The sequence below is a fragment of the Sodalis sp. C49 genome (assembly GCF_046352915.1).
Classification (GTDB): domain Bacteria; phylum Pseudomonadota; class Gammaproteobacteria; order Enterobacterales; family Enterobacteriaceae; genus Acerihabitans.
In genome coordinates this window covers 4,944,943-4,965,864 of sequence record NZ_CP163303.1, presented here as the reverse complement: position 1 = coordinate 4,965,864, position 20,922 = coordinate 4,944,943, and the positions used below count along the sequence as shown (strand labels likewise).

17 protein-coding genes are annotated in these 20,922 nt (G+C 60.9%); 11 read left to right on the top strand and 6 right to left on the bottom strand.

The features are described 5' to 3' along the window. Nucleotides 1-42: 42 nt before the first annotated feature. Both choX and betC read right to left on the bottom strand, forming a co-directional pair. The gene (choX, locus tag ABUK12_RS22415; RefSeq protein ID WP_410013894.1) at nucleotides 43-990 is read right to left on the bottom strand and encodes a choline ABC transporter substrate-binding protein; all 948 of its coding nucleotides are present in this window, start codon (nucleotides 988-990) and stop codon (nucleotides 43-45) included. A 23-nt stretch (nucleotides 991-1,013) separates the two neighbouring features. Continuing rightward, nucleotides 1,014-2,549, bottom strand: coding sequence for a choline-sulfatase (betC, locus tag ABUK12_RS22410; protein WP_410013893.1), 1,536 nt, complete (start codon nucleotides 2,547-2,549; stop codon nucleotides 1,014-1,016). Nucleotides 2,550-2,655: 106 nt separating this feature from the next. Between betC and ABUK12_RS22405 the strand changes: the two genes are divergently transcribed. The 4 genes from ABUK12_RS22405 to ABUK12_RS22390 all read left to right on the top strand — a co-directional run bounded on the left by ABUK12_RS22405 (nucleotide 2,656) and on the right by ABUK12_RS22390 (nucleotide 7,373). After that, nucleotides 2,656-3,603 carry a choline sulfate utilization transcriptional regulator gene (locus ABUK12_RS22405; RefSeq protein ID WP_410013892.1) on the top strand — a complete coding sequence of 316 codons (948 nt, stop codon included), beginning with the start codon at nucleotides 2,656-2,658 and terminating at the stop codon, nucleotides 3,601-3,603. A gap of 99 nt (nucleotides 3,604-3,702) precedes the next feature. Beyond that, a complete protein-coding gene (locus ABUK12_RS22400) occupies nucleotides 3,703-4,593 on the top strand; it encodes a glycine betaine/L-proline ABC transporter ATP-binding protein (protein ID WP_410013891.1) in 891 nt (296 codons plus the stop codon). Next, nucleotides 4,590-5,423 carry an ABC transporter permease gene (locus ABUK12_RS22395; protein ID WP_410013890.1) on the top strand — a complete coding sequence of 278 codons (834 nt, stop codon included), beginning with the start codon at nucleotides 4,590-4,592 and terminating at the stop codon, nucleotides 5,421-5,423. The genes ABUK12_RS22400 and ABUK12_RS22395 overlap by 4 nt, the downstream gene beginning before the upstream one ends. A gap of 879 nt (nucleotides 5,424-6,302) precedes the next feature. Then, on the top strand, nucleotides 6,303-7,373 hold the full coding sequence (locus tag ABUK12_RS22390; protein ID WP_410013889.1) for a porin: 1,071 nt from the start codon (nucleotides 6,303-6,305) through the stop codon (nucleotides 7,371-7,373). A gap of 67 nt (nucleotides 7,374-7,440) precedes the next feature. Here the strand turns inward: ABUK12_RS22390 and bhsA are convergent, their stop codons facing one another. Further along, nucleotides 7,441-7,698, bottom strand: coding sequence for a multiple stress resistance protein BhsA (bhsA, locus tag ABUK12_RS22385; RefSeq protein ID WP_410013888.1), 258 nt, complete (start codon nucleotides 7,696-7,698; stop codon nucleotides 7,441-7,443). A 304-nt stretch (nucleotides 7,699-8,002) separates the two neighbouring features. Between bhsA and cecR the strand changes: the two genes are divergently transcribed. Genes cecR through ABUK12_RS22360 form a run of 5 tightly spaced genes read left to right on the top strand, consistent with a single transcriptional unit; the run spans nucleotide 8,003 to nucleotide 13,709 of the window. Then, nucleotides 8,003-8,701: a transcriptional regulator CecR gene (cecR, locus tag ABUK12_RS22380; protein ID WP_410013887.1), complete on the top strand. Its 699-nt coding sequence runs from the start codon at nucleotides 8,003-8,005 to the stop codon at nucleotides 8,699-8,701. Next, entirely contained in the window at nucleotides 8,698-9,732 is a 1,035-nt protein-coding gene (hlyD, locus tag ABUK12_RS22375; RefSeq protein ID WP_410013886.1) for a secretion protein HlyD, read from the top strand. Before cecR ends, hlyD begins: the two co-directional genes overlap by 4 nt. Further along, nucleotides 9,722-11,464, top strand: coding sequence for an ATP-binding cassette domain-containing protein (locus tag ABUK12_RS22370; RefSeq protein ID WP_410013885.1), 1,743 nt, complete (start codon nucleotides 9,722-9,724; stop codon nucleotides 11,462-11,464). The genes hlyD and ABUK12_RS22370 overlap by 11 nt, the downstream gene beginning before the upstream one ends. Next, on the top strand, nucleotides 11,451-12,593 hold the full coding sequence (locus ABUK12_RS22365) for an ABC transporter permease (protein WP_410013884.1): 1,143 nt from the start codon (nucleotides 11,451-11,453) through the stop codon (nucleotides 12,591-12,593). The genes ABUK12_RS22370 and ABUK12_RS22365 overlap by 14 nt, the downstream gene beginning before the upstream one ends. 9 nt (nucleotides 12,594-12,602) lie before the next feature. Further along, on the top strand, nucleotides 12,603-13,709 hold the full coding sequence (locus ABUK12_RS22360; protein ID WP_410013883.1) for an ABC transporter permease: 1,107 nt from the start codon (nucleotides 12,603-12,605) through the stop codon (nucleotides 13,707-13,709). A gap of 34 nt (nucleotides 13,710-13,743) precedes the next feature. On the opposite strand, the gene ABUK12_RS22355 is transcribed toward ABUK12_RS22360, so the two are convergent. Beyond that, nucleotides 13,744-14,703: a quinone oxidoreductase family protein gene (locus ABUK12_RS22355; RefSeq protein WP_410013882.1), complete on the bottom strand. Its 960-nt coding sequence runs from the start codon at nucleotides 14,701-14,703 to the stop codon at nucleotides 13,744-13,746. Between the two features lie 118 nt (nucleotides 14,704-14,821). Between ABUK12_RS22355 and ABUK12_RS22350 the strand changes: the two genes are divergently transcribed. Then, the gene (locus ABUK12_RS22350) at nucleotides 14,822-15,760 is read left to right on the top strand and encodes a LysR family transcriptional regulator (RefSeq protein WP_410013881.1); all 939 of its coding nucleotides are present in this window, start codon (nucleotides 14,822-14,824) and stop codon (nucleotides 15,758-15,760) included. 25 nt (nucleotides 15,761-15,785) lie between these two features. On the opposite strand, the gene ABUK12_RS22345 is transcribed toward ABUK12_RS22350, so the two are convergent. Next, nucleotides 15,786-17,042 (bottom strand): MFS transporter, encoded by a 1,257-nt coding sequence (locus ABUK12_RS22345; RefSeq protein WP_410013880.1) that lies wholly within the window; start codon nucleotides 17,040-17,042, stop codon nucleotides 15,786-15,788. 372 nt (nucleotides 17,043-17,414) lie between these two features. Between ABUK12_RS22345 and ABUK12_RS22340 the strand changes: the two genes are divergently transcribed. Beyond that, a complete protein-coding gene (locus tag ABUK12_RS22340; RefSeq protein WP_410013879.1) occupies nucleotides 17,415-18,422 on the top strand; it encodes a LysR family transcriptional regulator in 1,008 nt (335 codons plus the stop codon). On the opposite strand, the gene ABUK12_RS22335 is transcribed toward ABUK12_RS22340, so the two are convergent. Next, a complete protein-coding gene (locus tag ABUK12_RS22335) occupies nucleotides 18,414-20,921 on the bottom strand; it encodes a carbamoyltransferase HypF (protein ID WP_410013878.1) in 2,508 nt (835 codons plus the stop codon). The genes ABUK12_RS22340 and ABUK12_RS22335 overlap by 9 nt on opposite strands. Between the last annotated feature and the right edge of the window lies 1 nt (nucleotide 20,922).

The window sequence follows — 20,922 nt, the reverse complement described above, 5'->3', positions numbered from 1 at the left end:
CCGCCCGCGCACTGGGGCGCGGGCGGTCCTGAGCGCCGCCGGCTAGAGCTGCAGCGCTTGGCGCACCGCGGCGAGCCCCGGCTGACCCTGGCGTGTGGTAACGCCGTCCAGCCAGCGTTCCAGCAGTTCGGGATGCTGCTTAAGCTCCGCCGCGGCCGCCTCATTGGCGGTCTGCTTATCATCCAGCACCCGTTTGATTATCCGGTTTTCCAAATCGACGTTAAACGTCAATTGAGTAAACAGCCGGCCGGTATTGGGGCATTGGGCGGCAAAATCCTTACGCGTGACGGTATTCACGGTGGCGCTGCCGTAATTCGGCCCGAAATAACGATCGCCGCCGCTCAGATAGGTCAGCTTATAGTGGGTATTCATGGCATGCGGCTCCCAGCCGAGGAACACTATCCACTGCTGCTTGCCCACCGCGCGCCCGACCTGGGCCAGCATGCCGCTTTCGCTTGATTCCACCAGCGTCCAGCCGGTCAGGTTGAAATCATGCTTATCCAGCATGTTCTTAATGTTCTGGTTGGCGGGCGCGCCGGGGGCAATACCATAAATTTTATGATCGAACCGGTCGGCATATTTTTCCAGGTCGGCAAAATCCTTTACCCCGGCCTGCGCCACATAGTCCGGCACCGCCAGGGTAAATTTAGCGCTGGCCAGGTTGGCGCCCACCACCTTGACCGCGCCGTCGCGGGTGTATTTTTCAATCACCGGCTGCTGCGCCGGCATCCAGTTGCCGAGGAACACGTCCAGTTGCCCGGTCTTCAAGCCCTGGTAAGCCAGGGCCACCGAGAGATTCTGCACCTGCTGGCGATAGCCCAGGCCCTGCAGCAGGACCCCGGCGACCGCGTTGGTGGCGGCGATATCGGACCAGCCGGGATCGGACATATTCACCGTTTGACAATCGGCCTCCCCGGCGGCGCGGGTTGGGATCGGCAGGCCCATCGCAAGCGATAGCCCCAAGGCAACAACAGCGGCGTGCACGCGCATAATCTTCCTCACAGGTAACAGTATCAGAGCGTTGAAGGCGGGCGCGGATAGCGCGCCAGCGCCTCCTGCTCGTCCAGGGATTGGTGGTTACGGATAAACCGGTGGCTGGCGTCCTGCCAGGGCTGATAATCCCAGTCGGGCGCGCCGTCCCGCCCCAGCGCCCCGGTCAGGAACAGCCTGGCGCGCTGGCTGCTTAAGATCCGCTGGTTCAGATCGGGAAGGTTCCAGCGCGCCTGTGCTTCCTGCTGAAACTGCCGCAGCTGCGGCGCAAACGCCGGCGATAACGCCAGATTGGCCAGTTCCAGGGGATCCTGGCGCAAATTGTAGAGCTGATCGGGTTCCCCCAGGGAGGCGATGAATTTCCACGGTCCGCGCCGGATCATCACCATCGGCGCCAGCGCGCCCTCCGCCAGATATTCGCCGTAAACCCCGTCCGGTCCCGCTTCGCCGCGCAGATGCGGCGCCAGGCTGCGGCCGTCCAGAGGCGCGGCCTGCTCCTCTTCCGTCAGCGGCCGGCCATGGGCCAGCTCGCGCAATGTCGGAAGCAGGTCGGCCAGCGACACATTCTGCTCAACGCGCCGGGGCGCAAAGCGGCCGGGGGCGTGGATGATCATCGGCACGCGCGACGCGCCTTCAAAAAAACTCATTTTGTACCACAGGCCGCGCTCGCCGAGCATTTCGCCATGATCGGAGATAAGGATGATAATGGTGTCGTCGGCCAGGCCGGTGGCATCCAGGGTGTCGCGCACCTCGCCGAAGCGATCGTCGACATAGGCCAGGGCGCCGTAATAGGCATGGCGCGCCCGGCGGATGTGGTCATCATCCAGCAGCCCGTCGGTCAGCTGATACATGGCGCGCAGCCGCTGCGAATGCGCGTCCGGCGGCGCGTCCCCCGCCGCCACCCTGGGCAGGTCGATATCCTGGGGGCGATAGCGATCCAGGTAACGGCGCGGGATGGCGAAGGGATCGTGGGGATGCGTGAGCGACATCATCAGCAGGAAGGGCCGCCCGTCGTCCCGCCTGGCCAAATCAAACAGCTTTTGCCGGGTGTGGAACAGGGCCTCGTCGTCAAAATCCAGCTGGTTGGTGCGGATACATTCTCCCGCGTCCAGTACCGAACTCATATTGTGATACCAGTCCAGCCGGCGTTCAGGATGACGCCAGTCCGGCGTCCAGCCGAAATCCGCCGGGTAGATATCGGTGGTCAGCCGTTCGTCAAACCCGTGCAACTGATCCGGCCCGCAAAAATGCATTTTGCCGGCCAGGTAGGTGCGATAGCCTTCCTGCCGCAGATAATGGCAGAATGTCGGACTCTCGGCGCGAAATTCCGCCGCATTATCGTATACGCCGTTACGGGAAATTAACTGGCCGGTCATCAGCGACGCGCGCGATGGCGCGCATAATGGACTATTGCAATACGCGGAGGTAAATACCACGCCTTCGCGCGCCAGTCTGTCTATATTTGGCGTTTTGCTGACATTATTTCCATAAGCGGAAAGCGCGCCGGCGGCAAGCTGATCGGCCATAAGAATAACAATATTCGGTTTTTTGCTAAGCATAGTTAAATTTCGCTTTAAATAAATTTACAGCTCAATGTTATTTTTATCGCACAAATATATTTTGCTGTGAACCGGTTAATTTCTTATCGGTCTATAAGGGGACGTTATGGCAAACAATTTCCGGCTGCCGCCGTTACAGGCGCTGACTGTTTTTGAAGCGGCGGCGCGTCATCTTAATTTTACCGCCGCCTCGAAGGAATTAGGTTCGTCACAGCCGGCGGTGAGCCAGCGCATCAATTTATTGGAAAATCAATTAGGCGCCACGCTGTTCGAACGGCGCCACCGCGGCGTGGCCCTGACCGACACCGGGGAGCAGCTTTACCAGATCGTACGCGCCAGCCTGCAGGAGATCAGTCAGCAAATAGAAAAAATACAGCTGAAAAAACAACGGGATGTGCTGCGCATCGATACGGATATGGGTTTTGCCAGCTACTGGCTGCTGCCGCGCCTGGACCAGTTGCAACAGCTGATCCCCAATGTCGATGTGCAGATATCCACCTCGCCCAACGAGTTCTCCCTGCGCGACAGCAGCGCCCATCTGGGCATCTCGTTTGGCGACGGCCAGATCCCCGGCTGCCACAGCGATATGCTGTTTCCCGAACTGGTGGTGCCGGTATGCAGCCCACTGTTTTTCCAGCAGTTCGGCAGGCCGACTGCGGCCCGGGACCTGCTGGCGCTGGCGCTGCTCAACCTGCCCGATACCCTGCCCCGGCGCTGGCTGAGCTGGCAGGATTGGTTTCGCGGCCAGGGCGTGGAGCCGGACGACGGCGTGACCTCCCTGACCTTCAACGCCTATTCGCTGGTCATCCAGGCGGCGCTGAAAAGCCAGGGCGTGGCGCTGGGCTGGAAGCCGCTGGTGGATCAATTCCTGGATAGCGGCGAACTGATCGTCTGCGGGCCGCAATTAAAAACCGGGCGCGGTTATTATTTAATTCAGCCGGAGCGGGGAAATAATCGCCTGCTTTACCAGAAAGTTAAAAAATGGTTAATCCGTGAATCGTTCAGTTTTAAACAGCATGAGGAAAATAACGCCCATTACGGTCAATTGGTTTAAACCATTTAGTTATAACTCAGACGATAATATTTTATTGCGCCGTTCTTTTTTCTTATAGCCTGTGCTTATGGTTGGGACATGGCAAAAAAATAAAATCTGATGAATGAAACGCTAATAAAAATTGACGGGCTGTATAAAATATTCGGCGACGGCGACCGGCATGCCCTGTCGCGTTTGCAACAGGGCATGGACCCTGCCGACATATTTACCCAATTTGGCTGCTCGGTGGCGTTAAACAATATTTCGCTGGATATTTATCGCGGCGAGATCTTTGTCATCGTCGGCTTATCCGGCTCCGGCAAATCCACCCTTCTGCGTACCCTCAATCGCCTGATAACACCCAGCGCCGGCGAGGTGTTTTTCAGCGGACAACCGCTATCGGGGCTATCGGCAACCGCGCTTATCCAGCTGCGCCGGCATGAAATGGGCATGGTGTTCCAGTCTTTCGCCCTGCTGCCGAGACGCAGCGTATTGGATAACGCCGCCTTCGGGCTGGAGCTGGCCGGTGTCGGCACGGCGCAGCGCCATAAGCAGGCGCTGGCGGTATTGGCGCAGGTGGGGCTGGCGCAGGTGGCGGGACAACTGCCGCATCAGCTGTCCGGCGGCATGCAGCAGCGGGTCGGCCTGGCGCGCGCGCTGGTGGTCAATCCCACGCTGCTGTTGATGGACGAGGCGTTTTCCGCGCTCGATCCCATCAACCGCCGCGAAATGCAGGAACTGCTGCTGCGCCTGCAGGCCGGCCAGCGGCGAACGGTCATTTTTGTCACTCACGATATCGAGGAGGCGCTGCGTATCGGCAGCCGCATTGCCATTATGCAGCAGGGCCGGGTCATCCAGATCGGCACCGCCGAGCAAATCGTCAATGCGCCGGCAAACGCCTACGTGCGCCGTTTTTTCTCCGGCGTCGATACATCGCGTTTCGTCCTGGCCGAAGATTATGCCGGCGCGTTCAGCGGCCAGTCACCCGCGCACCGGGAGTCCCGCCCATGACCGGAACGGTTGATTTCAGCGCGCAGATCGACGCGGGCGTGCGTTACCTGCTGGAACACTGCGGCGGATTTTTTGACGCGGTGGCCAAGGTGATCGACACGGTTGCCGGCGCCCTTGAGCTGGGCCTGGGCTGGCTTTCGCCCTGGGGGTTGGCCGTGATTGCGGTGGGATTGAGCCTGTGGCGCGTCGGCAAGGGGTTCGCCGTGTTCAGCGCCCTGGCGATGCTGTATATCATTTATAGCGGCTACAGCGAACATGCCGTGGTCACGCTTGCGCTCACCCTGGCGTCAACGTTATTCAGCCTGCTCGCCGGCATTCCCCTGGGGATTATGATAGCCCGGCGGCACCGGGCGGGCCAGCTTGTCAGGCCGATGCTGGACTTTATGCAAACCATGCCCGCCTTCGTCTACCTGATCCCCGCCACGATCCTGTTTGGCCTCGGCCGTCCGCCGGGCATTTTCGCCACCGTACTGTTCGCCATGCCGCCGGTGGTCCGCTTAACCGATTTGGGCATCCGTCAGGTGGACAAAAGCCTGGTGGAAGCCGGCCTGGCGTTTGGCTGCACCCGCCGGCAGCTATTATGGAAGGTACAGTTGCCCAATGCGCTGCCGGCCATTATGGCCGGGGTAAACCAAACCATCATGATGGCGATGTCGATGGTGATTATCGCCTCCATGGTCGGCGCCGGCGGTCTTGGCAACGATATATTGACCAGCATCCAGCAGCTGGACATCGGCCAGGGGCTGCAAAGCGGCATGGCGGTGGTGCTGATGGCCATGCTGTTGGACCGGCTCTCGGCGAGCCTGGTGCGGGAGCCTGGAGTTAAATAATAAGCATATTATTAATCATGGTTACTATTAGCTAAATAACGATATGCTTTTTTTACTTAATCAACGTTGGGCAAATTGACAATGTTTTATGGTGGTTATGCCCAGGCTGTGCGGCGAGTAAAGGGTTATTATGCTGTGATAGGTAATATCTATATCAAAAAAAACACTTTGTTTATTTTGTCATGATAATGCAAAGTAAGCGGCGTACGGGCACAGGCAAAAACGGATTGTCCGGTTAATTTAAGATAAGTTAACTTTAAGGCGGCTGTATTCGGATAAGTTTTGCTACTGCCGTATTGTCGCGACAATTGTTATACAAATGATAAATATTATCTTGACAAGTGTTATTTACAGCGAGGCAATAACGGCACGGACAATGACTCCTTGCCGCGCGCGGTGCTGGCCCGGGTAAAATGTATTATACCAATTTCGATCTGGCTGGCTGCCACGCGGGGCATCAGAGACGAGCAGTACTGATGCTGGCCAGGCTCTTTTTGACCGCGGATTTGACTTAAGCAGCGCTCATCACCGGCCGGAAGGTAGCTTGATACGGCCATTGGTTTAAACCCTTAAATAAAAAAAGGGTTTTGTGATGGCTCTCAACTTTTAAATCTGTATGACAAGTTAAGGTAGCGTACCGCGCGGCATAGCGCTCTATGATAGGTAGATTCCTACTTTAATGAAAAGTTCACAATCTTCGTGACGATTTTGCTGCTACTATCCTGCAAAATCGGTCCACAGGGTGATATTTAAATTAGCATTGCGCGTTCTCTTAGCTTTTATTTTTAAATTATAAATGCTGGTTAGCTCAGGACATCAGCCATCAAAAGGTTGAGTCCTTTTTATAAACTCGAGAGTATTTGGTAAGGAAAAACAGGAATGAAGAAGATAGCATTGGCCGTTTTAGCGACATTGATTGCCCCAGCTCTGCACGCCGCGGAAATTTATAACAAAGACGGCAACAAGCTGGATCTGTACGGCAGCGTGCGCGCCCGCCACTATTTTAGTGACAATAAGACCATTGACGGCGACCAAAGTTACATGCGTTTTGGCTTCAAAGGCCAGACCCAGATTAACGACACCCTGACCGGTTACGGCCAATGGGAATACAATGTTCAGGCCAACCATACTGAAGGCGGCACCGACGCGCTGACCGGCACCAAAACCCGTTTGGGCTTTGCCGGCTTGAAACTGAAAGACTACGGCTCAATCGACTACGGCCGCAACTGGGGCATCGCTTATGATGTCGCGGCGATAACCGATACCGCGCCAATCTTCGATGACCTGACCTACAGCGCCGCCGACGTGTTTATGGGCGGCCGTACCACCGGCGTGGCCACTTATCGCAACAACAACTTCTTCGGCCTGGTCGACGGTCTGAAATTTGGCTTGCAATACCAGGGCGCCAACGACGAAAATTCCGGTAACGCCCGTGCCGCCAACAAATCCAACGGCGACGGTTACGGCGCATCGGCGTCTTATACCTTTGATTTCGGCCTGTCGGTACTCGGCACCTATGCCTCGTCCAACCGCACCCAGCCGCAAAACAGCCTGGCTCTCGGTAACGGCGACAAAGCCGACGTCTGGGCGGGCGGCTTGAAATATGACAATTCCGGCGTCTATGCCGCCGCGTTGTACGGCGAAACGCATAACTACACCCCGATCACCGGCGGCTACGCCAATAAAACCAAGAACTTCGAAGCCATCGCTTCTTATCTGTTCGATTTTGGCCTGAAACCAATGTTCGGTTACTTCCAGTCCAAGGCCAGCGATGTTGAAGGCATCGGCGATGTCGATCTGGTGAAATACTATGACGCGTCCCTGACCTATTTCTTCAACAAGAATATCAATGCGTATGTTGATTATAAAATCAACCGTCTCAGCGAAGACAATAAGCTGGGCATCGCCGACGATGACCAGGTCGGCCTGGGCTTGACCTATCAGTTCTAAGGTTTATCAAACGCAAAAAAAAGCGGCCCTGCGGCCGCTTTTTTTATGCTGTTTTTTTACGTTGAGCTTATTTATACAGCTCGGCGCTGCCGCGCAGGGTGTCATTACCGCCGGCGCCGATAATACGATACGAGGTGGCGTTGGCGGCATCGGCCTTGGCGGCCAGCTGGGATTCCAGATCGGACAGGTTACTGGTGGTGGATGACGATACCACGCCGATGGAATGTTCGCCGGCGGGACGGCTGGTGACTTCCTGGGCGGCGAAGGCGCCGGCGGAAACGGTGCTGAATACGATGGCTGCGATGGCAAGTGTCAGGTTTTTCATAATGTCTGTTCTCATGGTATGAAGCATTAATGGACTGGACGTTAATTTGTTAACGTTCGATAAGTAAATAATAGACATCTTGGCGCCGCAGATCAAGTAATATTTTATCAATCATTAACTAATTACCTAAAGTACTGTAAAGACCGGTGAATATGTTGGCATCGCCGTGTCTGTTTGTTTCCCCGGTCAGGAAACGTCATCCTTGACGCGGCCAGCCGCCTAAATAAATCACGGCGGTCCTTTACAGCGAACCGGGCGGGGGTTAAAGTTAATCAAACGTTTGACTTATTTTATTGGAGCCACCATGCCCCCTTCTCCGGCCCCCACCGCGCGCGGCGAACAGGCGAAAGCCCAGCTGATCGCCGCCGGCATTACCTTATTTGGCGAAAAAGGCCCGCAAACCGCCACCACGCGCGAAATCGCCCAGTTGTCCGGGCAAAATATCGCGGCGATTTTTTATTATTTCGGCTCCAAGGAAGGGCTGTACCTGGCGGTCGCGCAATGGATTGCGGATTTTATCGCCCAGTCCCTGCATTCACAGGCGCAACAAATTGATGCGCTGCTGGCGCAGCCGGAGGTGGATGCCGGGCAGTGCCGGCGTTATCTGCATGAGTCCCTGCTGACCATGACCGGGCTGCTGGCCCGCAGCGAAACGCTGAATCTGAGTAAAATCATCTCGCGGGAGCAGCTCTCCCCCACTGGGGCCTACGCCATTATCCACCAGCAGGCGATTGCGCCGATGCATCAGCGCATCACCCGGCTGGTGGCGGGTTTTACCGGCTGCGATCCGCTGTCGGTCGCCACCATCGTCCACACGCATGCCCTGCTGGGCGAAGTGCTGGCGTTCCGGCTGGCGCGGGAAACCATCCTGCTGCGCACCGGATGGAGCGACCTGGGCCCGGCGCAGGTTACCCAGATCAACCAGGTGCTGACACAGCATATCGATTGGTTCCTTCATGGATTGCGGGCCGAACAGGCCGGCCACACAGGCAAAAAATCATGAATAAAAAAAGTATCACCGCGGCCGTCATCGTTATCGCGCTGCTGGGCGCGGCGATCTATGGCGTCATGTACTACCACCGCCAGCAAAACCGGCCGTTGACCCTTTACGGCAATGTGGATATCCGCACCGTTAACCTTGGTTTCCGCGTCGGCGGCCGTCTGGCTCAGTTGGCGGTGGATGAAGGCGATGTGGTGCATCCCGGCCAGGTGCTGGCGAAACTGGACGATGCGCCGTATCGCAACGCCCTCGCGCAGGCCCAGGCCAATGTGGACAGCGCCAGGGCCAAACTGGATTTATCCCGCTCCGGGTATCGCAACGAAGAAATCGCCCAAGTGCGCTCGCAGATGGCGCAGTTGCAGGCCGCCTTCAATTATGCCGACAGTTTTTACCATCGCCAGCAGGGCGCCTGGGCCAAACGGGCCATTTCCGCCGACCAGCTGGAGGACGCGCTGACCGCCAGCAACCAGGCCAAGGCCAACCTGCAGGCGGCCAGGGATAAGCTGCAACAGTACCTGGCCGGCAACCGGCCGCAGGAGATCGCCTCCGCCGAAGCGGATCTCGCCCAGGCGCAGGCGGCGCGTGACCAGGCCGCCCTGGATGCAACCGATACCATGCTGGCGGCGCCCTCGGGCGGCACTATCCTGACCCGGGCGCAGGAGGTCGGCAGCATGCTTGGCGCCGGCGACACCGTATTTACCCTTTCCCTGACGCGGCCGGTGTGGGTGCGCGCCTATATCGATGAACGCAACCTCAACCAGGCGGTGCCCGGCACCCGGATTATCATTCGCGCCGACGGCCTGCCGGACAAGGCCTATCACGGTAAAATCGGCTTTGTCTCGCCGACGGCGGAGTTCACGCCTAAAAACGTGGAAACGCCGGAACTGCGCACCGATTTGGTGTATCGCCTGCGGATTATCGTCACCGATGCCGACGACCGGCTGCGCCAGGGCATGCCGGTGACCCTGGATTTCGCCGACGGCCAGGAGCCAACCGCGGCACAGCCCGCCGGCGGGAATGTTTATGCCCGCTAACCAGATTGTGCTGGATGCGCTGGAGAAACGCTTTGCGTCCCTGGCGAAACCGGCGGTGGCCAGCCTTACCATCACCCTGCAAAGCGGCGGGGTCACCGGGCTGGTCGGCCCGGACGGCGCGGGCAAGACCACGCTGCTGCGCATGCTGGCCGGCCTGCTGACGCCAAGCCAGGGCACCCTGCGCGTGGCCGGATTGGATCCGGTGGGCGACGACGCCGGCCTGCACGCCATCCTTGGCTATATGCCGCAGAAGTTCGGGCTGTATGAAGACCTGACGGTGATGGAAAACCTGACGCTGTACGCCAGCCTGCGCGGCATTACCGGCGAACAGCGCCGGCACACCTTCGAGCGCCTGCTGGCTTTTACCGCGCTGGCGCCCTTTACCACCCGGCTGGCGGGCAAGCTGTCGGGGGGAATGAAACAAAAACTCGGCCTGGCATGCACGCTGATAGGCCAGCCCAAGGTGCTGTTGCTCGACGAGCCGGGGGTCGGGGTGGATCCCATTTCCCGCCGCGAGCTGTGGCGCATGGTGCATGAACTGGCCGACGACGGCATGCTGATCCTGTGGAGCACCTCATACCTGGACGAAGCGGAACAGTGCCGCGAGGTGCTGCTGATGAACCAAGGGGAACTGATCTATAGCGGCGCGCCCAAAGCGTTGACGGCGACCATGGCGGGCCGCACGTGGCTGGCCCATGACGCCGCCGGCACCAACCGCCAGCTGCTGCGGCGCGCGCTGCGGCTGGAACAAATAGGCGACGGCGTCATCCAGGGCAAAGCCGTGCGCCTGATCCTGAAAAAAGACGCCGACCGGTCGGGCCTGGGCCGGGCGCTCGGCTTGTCCGATGCGGATATCGAGGAAACGGCGCCGCGTTTCGAGGATGCCTTTATCGATCTGCTGGGCGGCGGCCCGGCCACCCAACAGGCGCTGGCGGATATTATGCCGCAGGTAACCGGCGACCGGCATGAAACGGTGATCGAGGCCCGGGGGCTAACCAAGAGGTTCGGTGATTTTGCCGCGACCGATAACGTGGATTTCACGGTGACCCGGGGGGAAATTTTCGGCCTGCTGGGCCCGAACGGCGCCGGTAAATCCACCACTTTTAAAATGATGTGCGGCCTGCTGATCCCCACCGCGGGCCAGGCGCTGGTGCTGGGAATGGACTTGAAGACCAGCTCCGGCAAAGCCCGCCAGCGCCTGGGATATATGGCGCAAAAATTTTCGCTCTACGGTAATCTGACGGTGGCGCAGAACCTGCGGTTTTTCTCGGGCGTCTATGGATTGCACGGTAAGCGCCAGCGCCAGAAAATCGCGCAGATGAGCGAGGCGTTCGATTTCGGCCCCATTTTCAACCAGACGCCCGACGCGCTGCCGCTGGGATTTAAGCAACGCCTCGCCCTGGCATGCTCGCTGATGCACGAGCCGGATATCCTGTTCCTTGATGAGCCCACCTCCGGCGTCGACCCCCTCACCCGGCGTGAGTTCTGGCTGCATATCAACGGCATGGTGGAAAAAGGCGTCACCGTGATGGTGACCACCCATTTTATGGACGAGGCGGAATATTGCGACAGGATCGGCCTGGTGTATCACGGCAAGCTGATTGCCAGCGGCACCCCGGACGAGCTGAAACTGCAAACGGCAGACCAGGAGACGCCGAATCCCACCATGGAACAGGCGTTTATCACGCTGGTGCAGAACTTTGACAAGGACGGCGGCAATGACGCGGCATAACGCAACGCGGTTCTCCTGGCGGCGGCTGCTCGCCCTGTGCGACAAGGAAACGCGCCAGATCCTGCGCGATCCCAGCAGCGGCCTGATCGCCTTTGTCATTCCCCTGATGCTGCTGTTTATCTTCGGCTACGGCATTAACCTGGATTCCAGCCGCCTGCACGTGGGCATCCTGATGGAACAGCAGAGCGCGGATGCCCGCGACCTGGCCATGGCCTTTGCCGGCTCCCCCTATATCGCCCCGACCATCAGCGATAACCGCCGCGCGCTGGTGGCGCTGATGCAGGCGGGAAAAATCCGCGGGCTGATCGTGATCCCGGTTGATTTCGACATCAATATGGACCGACCCGGCAACAGCGCGCCCATCCAGGTGATTACCGACGGCAGCGAACCCAATACCGCCAATTTCGTGCAGGGGTATGCCCAGGGCATCTGGCAAATATGGCAGCAGCAGCGCGCCGAGGATCGGGGCCGCGCCTTTCATCAGCTGATCGACGTCAAGGTGCGCTATTGGTTTAATCCGGCGGCGGTCAGCAGGCATTTTATCATTCCCGGCGCCATCACCATTATCATGACGGTGATCGGGGCCATCCTGACCTCCCTGGTGATAGCGCGCGAGTGGGAGCGCGGCACCATGGAGGCGCTGCTCTCCACCCAGGTGACGCGAAGCGAACTGCTGCTGTCCAAGCTGCTGCCCTATTACGTACTGGGAATGGTGGCGATGGCGCTGTGCATGGCGGTGGCGGTGTTTGTCATGGACGTGCCGTTCCGCGGTTCGCTGGCGGTGCTGTTCGGCATCAGCAGCCTGTTTCTCGCCAGCACCCTGGGGATGGGGTTGCTGATTTCCACCCTGACGCGCAACCAGTTCAACGCCGCGATGGTGGCGCTAAACGCGGCGTTCCTGCCCGCCGTGATGTTGTCGGGTTTTATTTTCCAGATAGACAGCATGCCCGCCGTGGTGCGCGCGGTGACCTATATCATCCCGGCGCGCTATTTTGTCAGCACGCTGCAAAGCCTGTTCCTGGCGGGTAATGTCGCCGGGATTTTAGTCGTGAATACCTTGTTCCTGGTGGCGTCCGCCGTGGGATTTATCGGCCTGACGGCCTGGAAAACCAAACGCAGGCTGGATTGAGGAAGGGTTATGTTCTATCGCTTATGGACGCTTATCGTCAAAGAACTGCAATCGCTGCTGCGCGAGCCGCAAACGCGGGCGATCCTGATCATGCCGGTTATTCTGCAGGTGCTGCTGTTCCCGTTTGCCGCCACGCTTGAGGTGACCCATGCCACCATCGCCGTTTACAGCGAGGACAGCGGCCAGGCCTCGGTGGAGCTGACCCAGCGCTTCGCCAAGGCCAAAGCCTTTACCGCGGTGGTATGGCTGCGCAGCCCGCAGCAGATCCAAAGCACCCTGGATAACCAGCGCGCCCTGCTGGTGGTGCGTTTCCCGGCGCAATTCTCACGCGACCTGGCCGCCGGCATTCCAGCGCCGCTGCAGTTGCTGCTGGACGGGCGCAACTCCAACAGCGCGCAGATAGCGGCCAACTATATCCAGCAGATTATCCGCGATTACCAACTGGAGCTGACGGCGCGGCAGGTTAAACCCAATAACAGCGAACTGGTGATACGCAACTGGTATAACCCCAACCTGGATTATAAATGGTTTGTGGTGCCGTCATTGATTGCCCTGATCACCACCATCGGCGTACTGATCGTCACCTCGCTGTCGGTGGCGCGCGAGCGGGAGCAAGGGACCCTGGATCAACTGCTGGTTTCGCCGCTGACCACCTGGCAGATTTTTGTCGGCAAAGCGGTGCCGGCGCTGGTGGTGGCCAGTATCCAGGCGTCCATCGTGCTGATTATCGGCATTTTGGGGTACCGCATTCCCTTTGCCGGCTCGCTGCTGCTGTTTTACGGCACCATGCTGATCTACGGCCTGTCGCTGGTGGGGTTCGGCCTGCTGATCTCCTCGCTTTGCTCGACGCAGCAGCAGGCGTTTATCGGCGTGTTTGTGTTTATCATGCCGGCCATCCTGCTGTCGGGTTATGTCGCGCCGGTGGAGAATATGCCGTCGTGGCTGCAAACGCTGACCTGGGTAAACCCGGTGCGGCATTTTACCGATATCATTAAAGAGATTTACCTCAAGGATGCGGATTTCGCCATTATCTGGCACAGCCTGTGGCCGTTGCTGGCGATCACCGCCACTACCGGCAGCGCGGCCTACTGGATGTTCCGCCGCAAGATTGCCTGAGCGGAGCGGTAACCGGCGGCCGACGTCACCTGCGTCAGTCCTCTTCCCCAAGCAGCACAATCTTGCCGGCAAAATGGCGGTCTTCCAGACGCCGGTGCGCCCCGGCCCCGGCGCTTAAAGGGAAGGTCTCCACGGCCGGCGGCGCGATCCATCCCCGCCGCCAGGCGGAAAACAGGGCGCGGGCGCGGCTTGCGCGCTGCGCGCCGTCGCCAAGATAGGTCCAGAGATCGCCGCCGATCACTCCTTTCGACGCCATCATCAGGCTGGAAGGCGCTAAGGCGGGCGCCGCGCCGCCCGACATGCCGAATAACACCACCCTGCCGCCGGGATGCAACGCCGCAAGACTGTTCGGGAGCGTACTGCCCACGGAATCAAACACATACTCCACGCCGCCCCCCGTCGCCTCACGAACACGCTCCGCCCAGTTATCGTCATAACCGTAAGCGGCGAGGGCGCCGTTAGCCAGGCAGATACGCTGTTTATCCCGCGTCGAGGCCACGGCGTAGACCCTGGCGCCGCGCGCCTTCATCAATCGCGTCAAATGTTGCCCCACCCCGCCGGCGGCCGCCAGCACCAGCACCCGATCGTTTTCCGCCACCCTGACGCTGTCATTGATAAGGTATTGCGCCGTAAGGCCCTGCAACAATATGGCCGCCGCCGCCACATCGCCGATGTCGTCGGGCAGTTTCAAGGCGCGGTCGACCGGCACGTTTACCCGGGTGGCATGGGCAAACGGCACGTCGGCAAAACCCACCCGCTGCCCGAGATGCCAGCCGGTCACCTCCGCGCCGACCGCCGTCACATAACCAACGCCCTCATACCCGCCGATATGAGGCGCGCGATCCGCCAGGGGGTAGTCCCCGCGCCGGCGATAAATATCGGCAAAATTAAGCCCGGCCGCCGCCATCTTGACCTGCACGGCGCCCGCGGGCACCGCGGGGGTGGGGTGATCGCCGTAAAACAACACTTCCGGCCCGCCAAACCGATTAAACATTAATGCCCGCATTCGCTTTCCTCCATGCAACACCCAGGGTAATGACCAGGAGTATTCCATGGCGGCTATATGCTATAAATAGCGATAAAATAGTTTAATAAAACACCGTGGGTTTTTAATGGACCGTTTAACCAGCATGGCGGTATTTATCCAGGTCGTGGAAAAAGGCAGCTTTGTCTTGGCTGCCGCCGAGATGAACATCTCCCCCACCATGGTCGGCAAACATATACGTTTCCTGGAAAGCCGATTGCAGGCCAGGCTGCTGGCCAGGACTACCCGTCAGCAGGGCGTAACGGAAATCGGCAGGCTGTTTTATGAACGCTGCCGCCGCCTGCTGGCGGACGCGGAGCAGGCCGAGGCGCTGACGCATCATTTATTAACTGAACCCGCCGGGAAACTGCGCATCAGCGCGCCGGTCGTCTTTGGCAATCATGTCTTGACCCCGCTGCTGACCGGGTTCATGCAGTCACACCAGGAAATAACGATTGAAGTGGTGTTATCGGACCGTAAAGTGGATTTGATAGACGAGCATTTCGACGCCGTTTTCCGTATCGGCGATATCGGCAGTGATGGCGTGATTGCCCGTCGGCTGCCGGATTATACCCTGGTGCTGGCGGCCTCCCCGGATTATCTGGCCCGTTATGGCGCCCCAGCGCGTCCCGCCGACCTGAGCGGACATAACTGTTTTGGCTTCAGCCAATGGCAGGGCAATAGCCGCTGGCGGCTGACCGGCCCTGGCGGGGAGGACAGCGTGGAGGTTCACCCAAGGTTGCGCATCGACTCAGGCGAAAGCGTGCGGCAGGCGGCCCTGGCAGGCTTTGGCATCGCGATGCACGCCGAGATATTGTTGGGCAACGATATCGCCGCCGGCCGGCTGGTCCAGGTGCTGCCGAACTGGCGGGCCATCCCACGGCCCATGCATGTGATTTCCTTGCCGGACCGCCAGCAACCACTGAAACTCGAACTGTTTATTGCCTCCCTGGTGGCCGCGCTCTGGGGGCGCACGCCGGCGAATCCGGCGGCTGCCGGCATGGAGAGCCGGCCTGGCTATCCCTAGAGCCGCCATCGGCGGCCCCTGGCCCTTATTTGCTCGTGCCAGCGGCGGATTCCACCTTCGGGCGGCCGCCGCCGCCGTTATCATAGCCGGAAATGGTTTTGCCCTGCGTTTCGCGCCCGAAGCTGACCAGAATACTGATCAGAATAGCCACGGTGCCCGCCACCATGGCCATGGCCAGGCCGTAGTTATTGCCGTGCGCTTCGGCGATACGGGACTGCAGCGTGGCGTTCACCGAGGCAATCAGGTTGCCCAGCTGGTACACAAAGCCCGGCAGCACCGCCCGCGAATTGGCGGGCACCAGCTCCGTCAGGTAGGTAGGCACCACGCCCCAGGCGCCCTGCACCATAAACTGCATCAGAAACGCGCCCAGGCCTATCAGCACCGACCCGCTGGCGAACGCCCACAGCGGCAGCACCGGCAGGGCCAGCAGGGAGGCGATGATCATCGCTTTTTTACGCCCTATTTTTTCCGACAGGGAGCCGAAACAGATGCCGCCCAGCATGGCGGCGATATTGTAGCCGATGGCGATGATGCTGACGGTATGGGGAGCAAAGCCGTGCTGCACTTTCAGAAAGGTGGGATAAAGATCCTGGGTGCCGTGGCTGAAAAAGTTAAAGCAGGCCATCAGCACCACCATATAGAGGCAGAGCTTCCAATGGGCGCGGATAATGGGCAGCAGCGCCACGCTCTCCTTGCGTTCCCTGGCCGCCAGCCATACCGGCGATTCCGGCACCTTGAAGTAAATATAGGGCAGCAACAGCACCGGCAGCGCCCCGATCAGGAACATGCCGCGCCAGCCGACGCTCTCGAAAAACAGGCCGAAAATAATCGCCGCCAGCAGGTAACCGGCGGGATATCCCGCCTGGAAGATGCCCGACATCAGGCCGCGGGACCTGTCGGGGATGGTTTCCATCGCCAGTGACGAGGCCACGCCCCAGATGCCCCCCATCGCCACGCCGTATACCACCCGGAAGGCAATAAAAAGCGCCAGCGTCGGCGACCAGGCCGACAGCAATTCAAACAGCGAGAACATCAGCACGTTGATCATGAGAATCGGCCGGCGGCCATACTTCTCGGCCAGGCGGCCAAACAGCAACGCCCCCAACGGACGCACCGCCAGGGTCAGCATAATCGAGATGGAAACGCTGGCGATATCGGTTTTAAACCACGCGGCCAGATCGCTTAGCACAAATACCAGGATAAAAAAGTCGAAGGCGTCCAGCATCCAGCAGGCAAAACAGGCGAATGCCACGTTGCGCTGTGTAGGGGTCCAGTTAAACATAAGTCATTGTCCTATCTTTGAATCGGTCACCTTTACGGTGGCACCGGAAAAAATAAGCCAGGCCTGGGTATGCCGCCGGGGGGTTCCCCGCTACCCGGATGAGAACAGAGCGGAATAATATGTTTTTAAATTGTTAACTATTTGTTTATAGCACGTAATACTCTTACTTTTATTGTGGATTTGTATCATTTATCAAGATTATGTAAACAGTCATTGCCTCGGGTGCCCCGCGCCATTCTCCATAGGCGCCTGCCCGCCGGCGGCCGCATTTTGTCCACCGTCCCGCCCCTTATTCAGCGTTATACTGCCGGTATGGCTTATTTCCGGCGCACGCTTGGCATGGCGCGGCCGGCCCGGTGATGGTAAAGAAACATGGTAAGGATTGACGATTTGGCGTTGTTTGTCCGCTCGGCGGCGCTCGGCAGCTTTTCGAACGCGGCGCGGGAGGCGGATCTGTTGCCGGCCCAGGTCAGCGCGGCGATCAAGCGCCTGGAGCGGGAGCTGAACATCCGTTTGTTTGCCCGTTCCACCCGCAGCCTGCGCCTGACGGCCGAAGGGGAGCAGTATCTGCCTTATGCCCGCGCAGCGCTGCGCAGCCTGCGCGAGGGGCAGGACCTGCTGCATCAGGAGCCGGCCGGCCTGCACGGTATGCTGCAAATCGCCGCCCCGTCCGATTTGGGACGTAACGTGCTGCTGCCCTGGATCACCCAATTTCGTCATGATCATCCCAACCTGCAGGTGCGGCTTTATTTATCCGATCAGGTGACCGATATCTTCAAGGATCCGGTGGATGTGGCCTTCCGCTACGGCATTATGGACGACGCCAGCTACGTCGCCCTGCCGCTCGCGGCGGAAAACCGGCGGGTGGTGGTGGCGTCGCCGGCGTATCTGGCGCGCCGCGGCCGGCCTTCGACCCCGGCCGATCTGGCCGGACATGATTGCCTGACGTTTGTGCTGCACGGCCGTGTGTATGATAAGTGGCGTTTTTATCCGCACGGCCAGCCGCAGGCGGTGGGCGTAAGCGGCACCCTGACCAGCGACGACGCGGAAGTGGTGCGCCGCCTGGCCATTGCCGGCGAGGGGATCGCCTATAAGTCCTGGCTGGAGGTATGCCATGACGTGCGCGCGGGCAGGCTTGAGGTGGTGCTGAAAGGCTATGGCGGCGATCGCGTGCCGTTGCATCTTATCTGCCCGCACCGTCGGCAATTTTCGCCGGCGGTACGCCAGCTGTACGAGCGGCTGAAGCTCGGCTGCGGGGAACTGCAGCGGGAGTACGCCGCCCTGCTTGACGGCGCGGCGCCGGAAAATACGGCCGCGGCCGATCCCAAAGGCCGGGAAGACGCAGCGGACGTAGCCCCGTGCCGGGACAGCTCAGCCTAGCAGGCGCGCGGCGGCGATCAGCGCCTGTCCCAGCGCCAGTCCGCCGTCGCCGGCCGGCAGCCGGGAGGGAACCAGTACGCGCAGGCCCTGCAGTTCCCGCACCAGCAGTTCGCGAAACAGCCGATTATGCAGCACGCCGCCGGACAAGACCACCGTGTCGATGCCATGGCGCGCCGCCGCCTGCCGGGCCAGCGCGGCGAATCCCCGCGCCAGCGCCAGGTGGAAGCCATAGGCCCGTTCGGCCGGGCCGGCGCGCCAGGCCAGCCATTGACGCCAGAAGGTCGCCATATCCAGCCGGTTATCCAGCAAGGGTAGCGATACGGGCAAAGTCACCGCCGGCTCCCCTCCCTGCCCGGCGCCGCGCCACGCCAGCGCCTCCAGCCGGCAGGCCGCCTCCCCTTCCCAGCTGGTTTCGCCGGCACACACCCCGAGCGCCGCGGCCACCGCGTCAAATAACCGGCCGGTGGAAGACGCCGGCGGCGCGTTGATCCCGCGCGCCACCGCCCTGGCCAGCAGCTCGCCCGCGCCCGCGGGAATATGCCCGGCTTCCGGCAGGCCGCGCCAGTCGGGCACAAAGCGCAGCCACTGCGCCAGCAGGTTGCGCCAGGGCTGGCGCGCCGCCAGATCGCCGCCGGGCAGGGCGACGGCGGGCAGGCCGCCCAGCCACCGGGATTCGCGGTAGTCCACGAGAAGGCATTCTCCCCCCCACAGGGCGCCGCCCTCATGCCCGCTGTCCGCCAGGCCGTCCCCGCACCTGTCGTCATCCGGCGGTATGTCCCGCGTCGGAATGTCGTGCCGCCGCGCGCCGCCGTAGCCCAGCCCGTCCATGGCCAGGCCGATTACCGGCCCGCCGTCGAGCGGCCAGCCGTGTTCACCCAGGCAGGCCGCCAGATGGGCGTGATGATGCAGGATGGTTAGGCAGGGTAAGCCGCGTTCGGTCGCCAGCGCCGCGCCCCAGCGCCGGCTGAGGTAGCCGGGATGGGCGTCCACCGCCACCGCCCGCGGCGTAAAATCCCAGATGGCGTGAAACAGCGCCAGCGCCTGCTGCCGCTGGCGCTGGATGCCTTCATCCGCCAGATCGCCCAGATGCTGGCTGAGCACCGCCTGTCCGTCGCGCAGCAGGCAGAAGGTGTTTTTTAAATCCGCCCCCATGGCCAGTATGGCCGGCGCCAGGGCAAATCCGGGAGGCAGCGCGATGGCGTCGGGCACATAGCCGCGGGAACGGCGCAGCATCTCCACCCCCCCGGCGCTGAGGCGCACCAGGGAATCATCGGCGCGCTGGACGATATCGCGATCGTGTAATAGCCAGGCGTCGGCGATGGCGGCCAGCTCATCCAGCGCCTGGCGGTTATCCAGCGCCGGCGGCCGGCCGTTAAGATTGCCGGAGGTCATGACCAGCGGCCGTCCGGCGCGACGCAGCAACAGATGTTGCAGCGGACTGGCCGGCAGCATCACGCCGATTTCATGCAAGCCGGGCGCAATACCGGCGCACAGCGCCAGCGGCGCCTGCGCGCCTATCGCACCGGGCGCCGGGGCGCCGCCGTCACCGGACGCCCGATCGGCCGGCGCGCCGGCAGCGGAGGCGGCAAGCCCGGGGGCAACGTCCGCGCCGTAGGCGACCGCCGTCGCACAGGGCGGCAACGGCACCAGCACAATGGGCGCGGCGGCGGATTGCAGCAACGCCACCAGCGCCGGGTCGGCATGCCCGAGGCAGCGGCGCAGCCAGTCGCTGTCCGGCATCATTACCGCCAGGGGTTTGGACGGCCGCCGTTTACGCGCGCGCAGCCGCGCCACCGCCGCCGGGTTGGTGGCGTCGCAGGCCAGGTGAAAACCGCCCAAGCCTTTCACCGCCACGATTTCCCCGGCCAGCAGCCTGCGCGCCGCCTCGGTAATGGCGTCATCGGCAGCCGCCAGCCGCCCGCCGTGGCGGTCCGCCAGCCAGGCCTGCGGCCCGCAGGCGGGACAGGCGTTCGGCTGGGCATGAAAACGCCGGTCGGCGGGGTTGTGGTATTCAGCCAGGCAATCAGGGCATTGGGGAAACGCAGCCATGGCGGTATTGGGCCGATCGTAGGGCATGCGGCGGATCAGGGTAAAACGCGGCCCGCAGTGGGTGCAGTTGATAAAAGGATAGCCGAAACGGCGATTGGCGGGATCAAACAGCTCGGCCAGGCAGTCGCCGCAGGTGGCCGCGTCCGGCACCACCTGGGTTTTCATCGCGCCGCCGCGGCTTTCGATAATGGTAAACGACGACGGCGGGCGCGCCCACTGCCAGGGCAGGATATCGATACCGTCGATGGTCGCAAGCGTAGGGCAATCCCGGCGCAGCTGGGCGATAAACCGCCCGGCATCGTGGCCCCACAGGCGCACCTCGACGCCGTCGGCGTTATTGCCGACGTCGCCGGTCAATCCCAGGCGATGGGCCACCTGCCAGACCGTGGGCCGAAACCCTACCCCCTGGACCTTGCCGGTGATGCGTAACAGTACGCCGTTGTGCGCCATC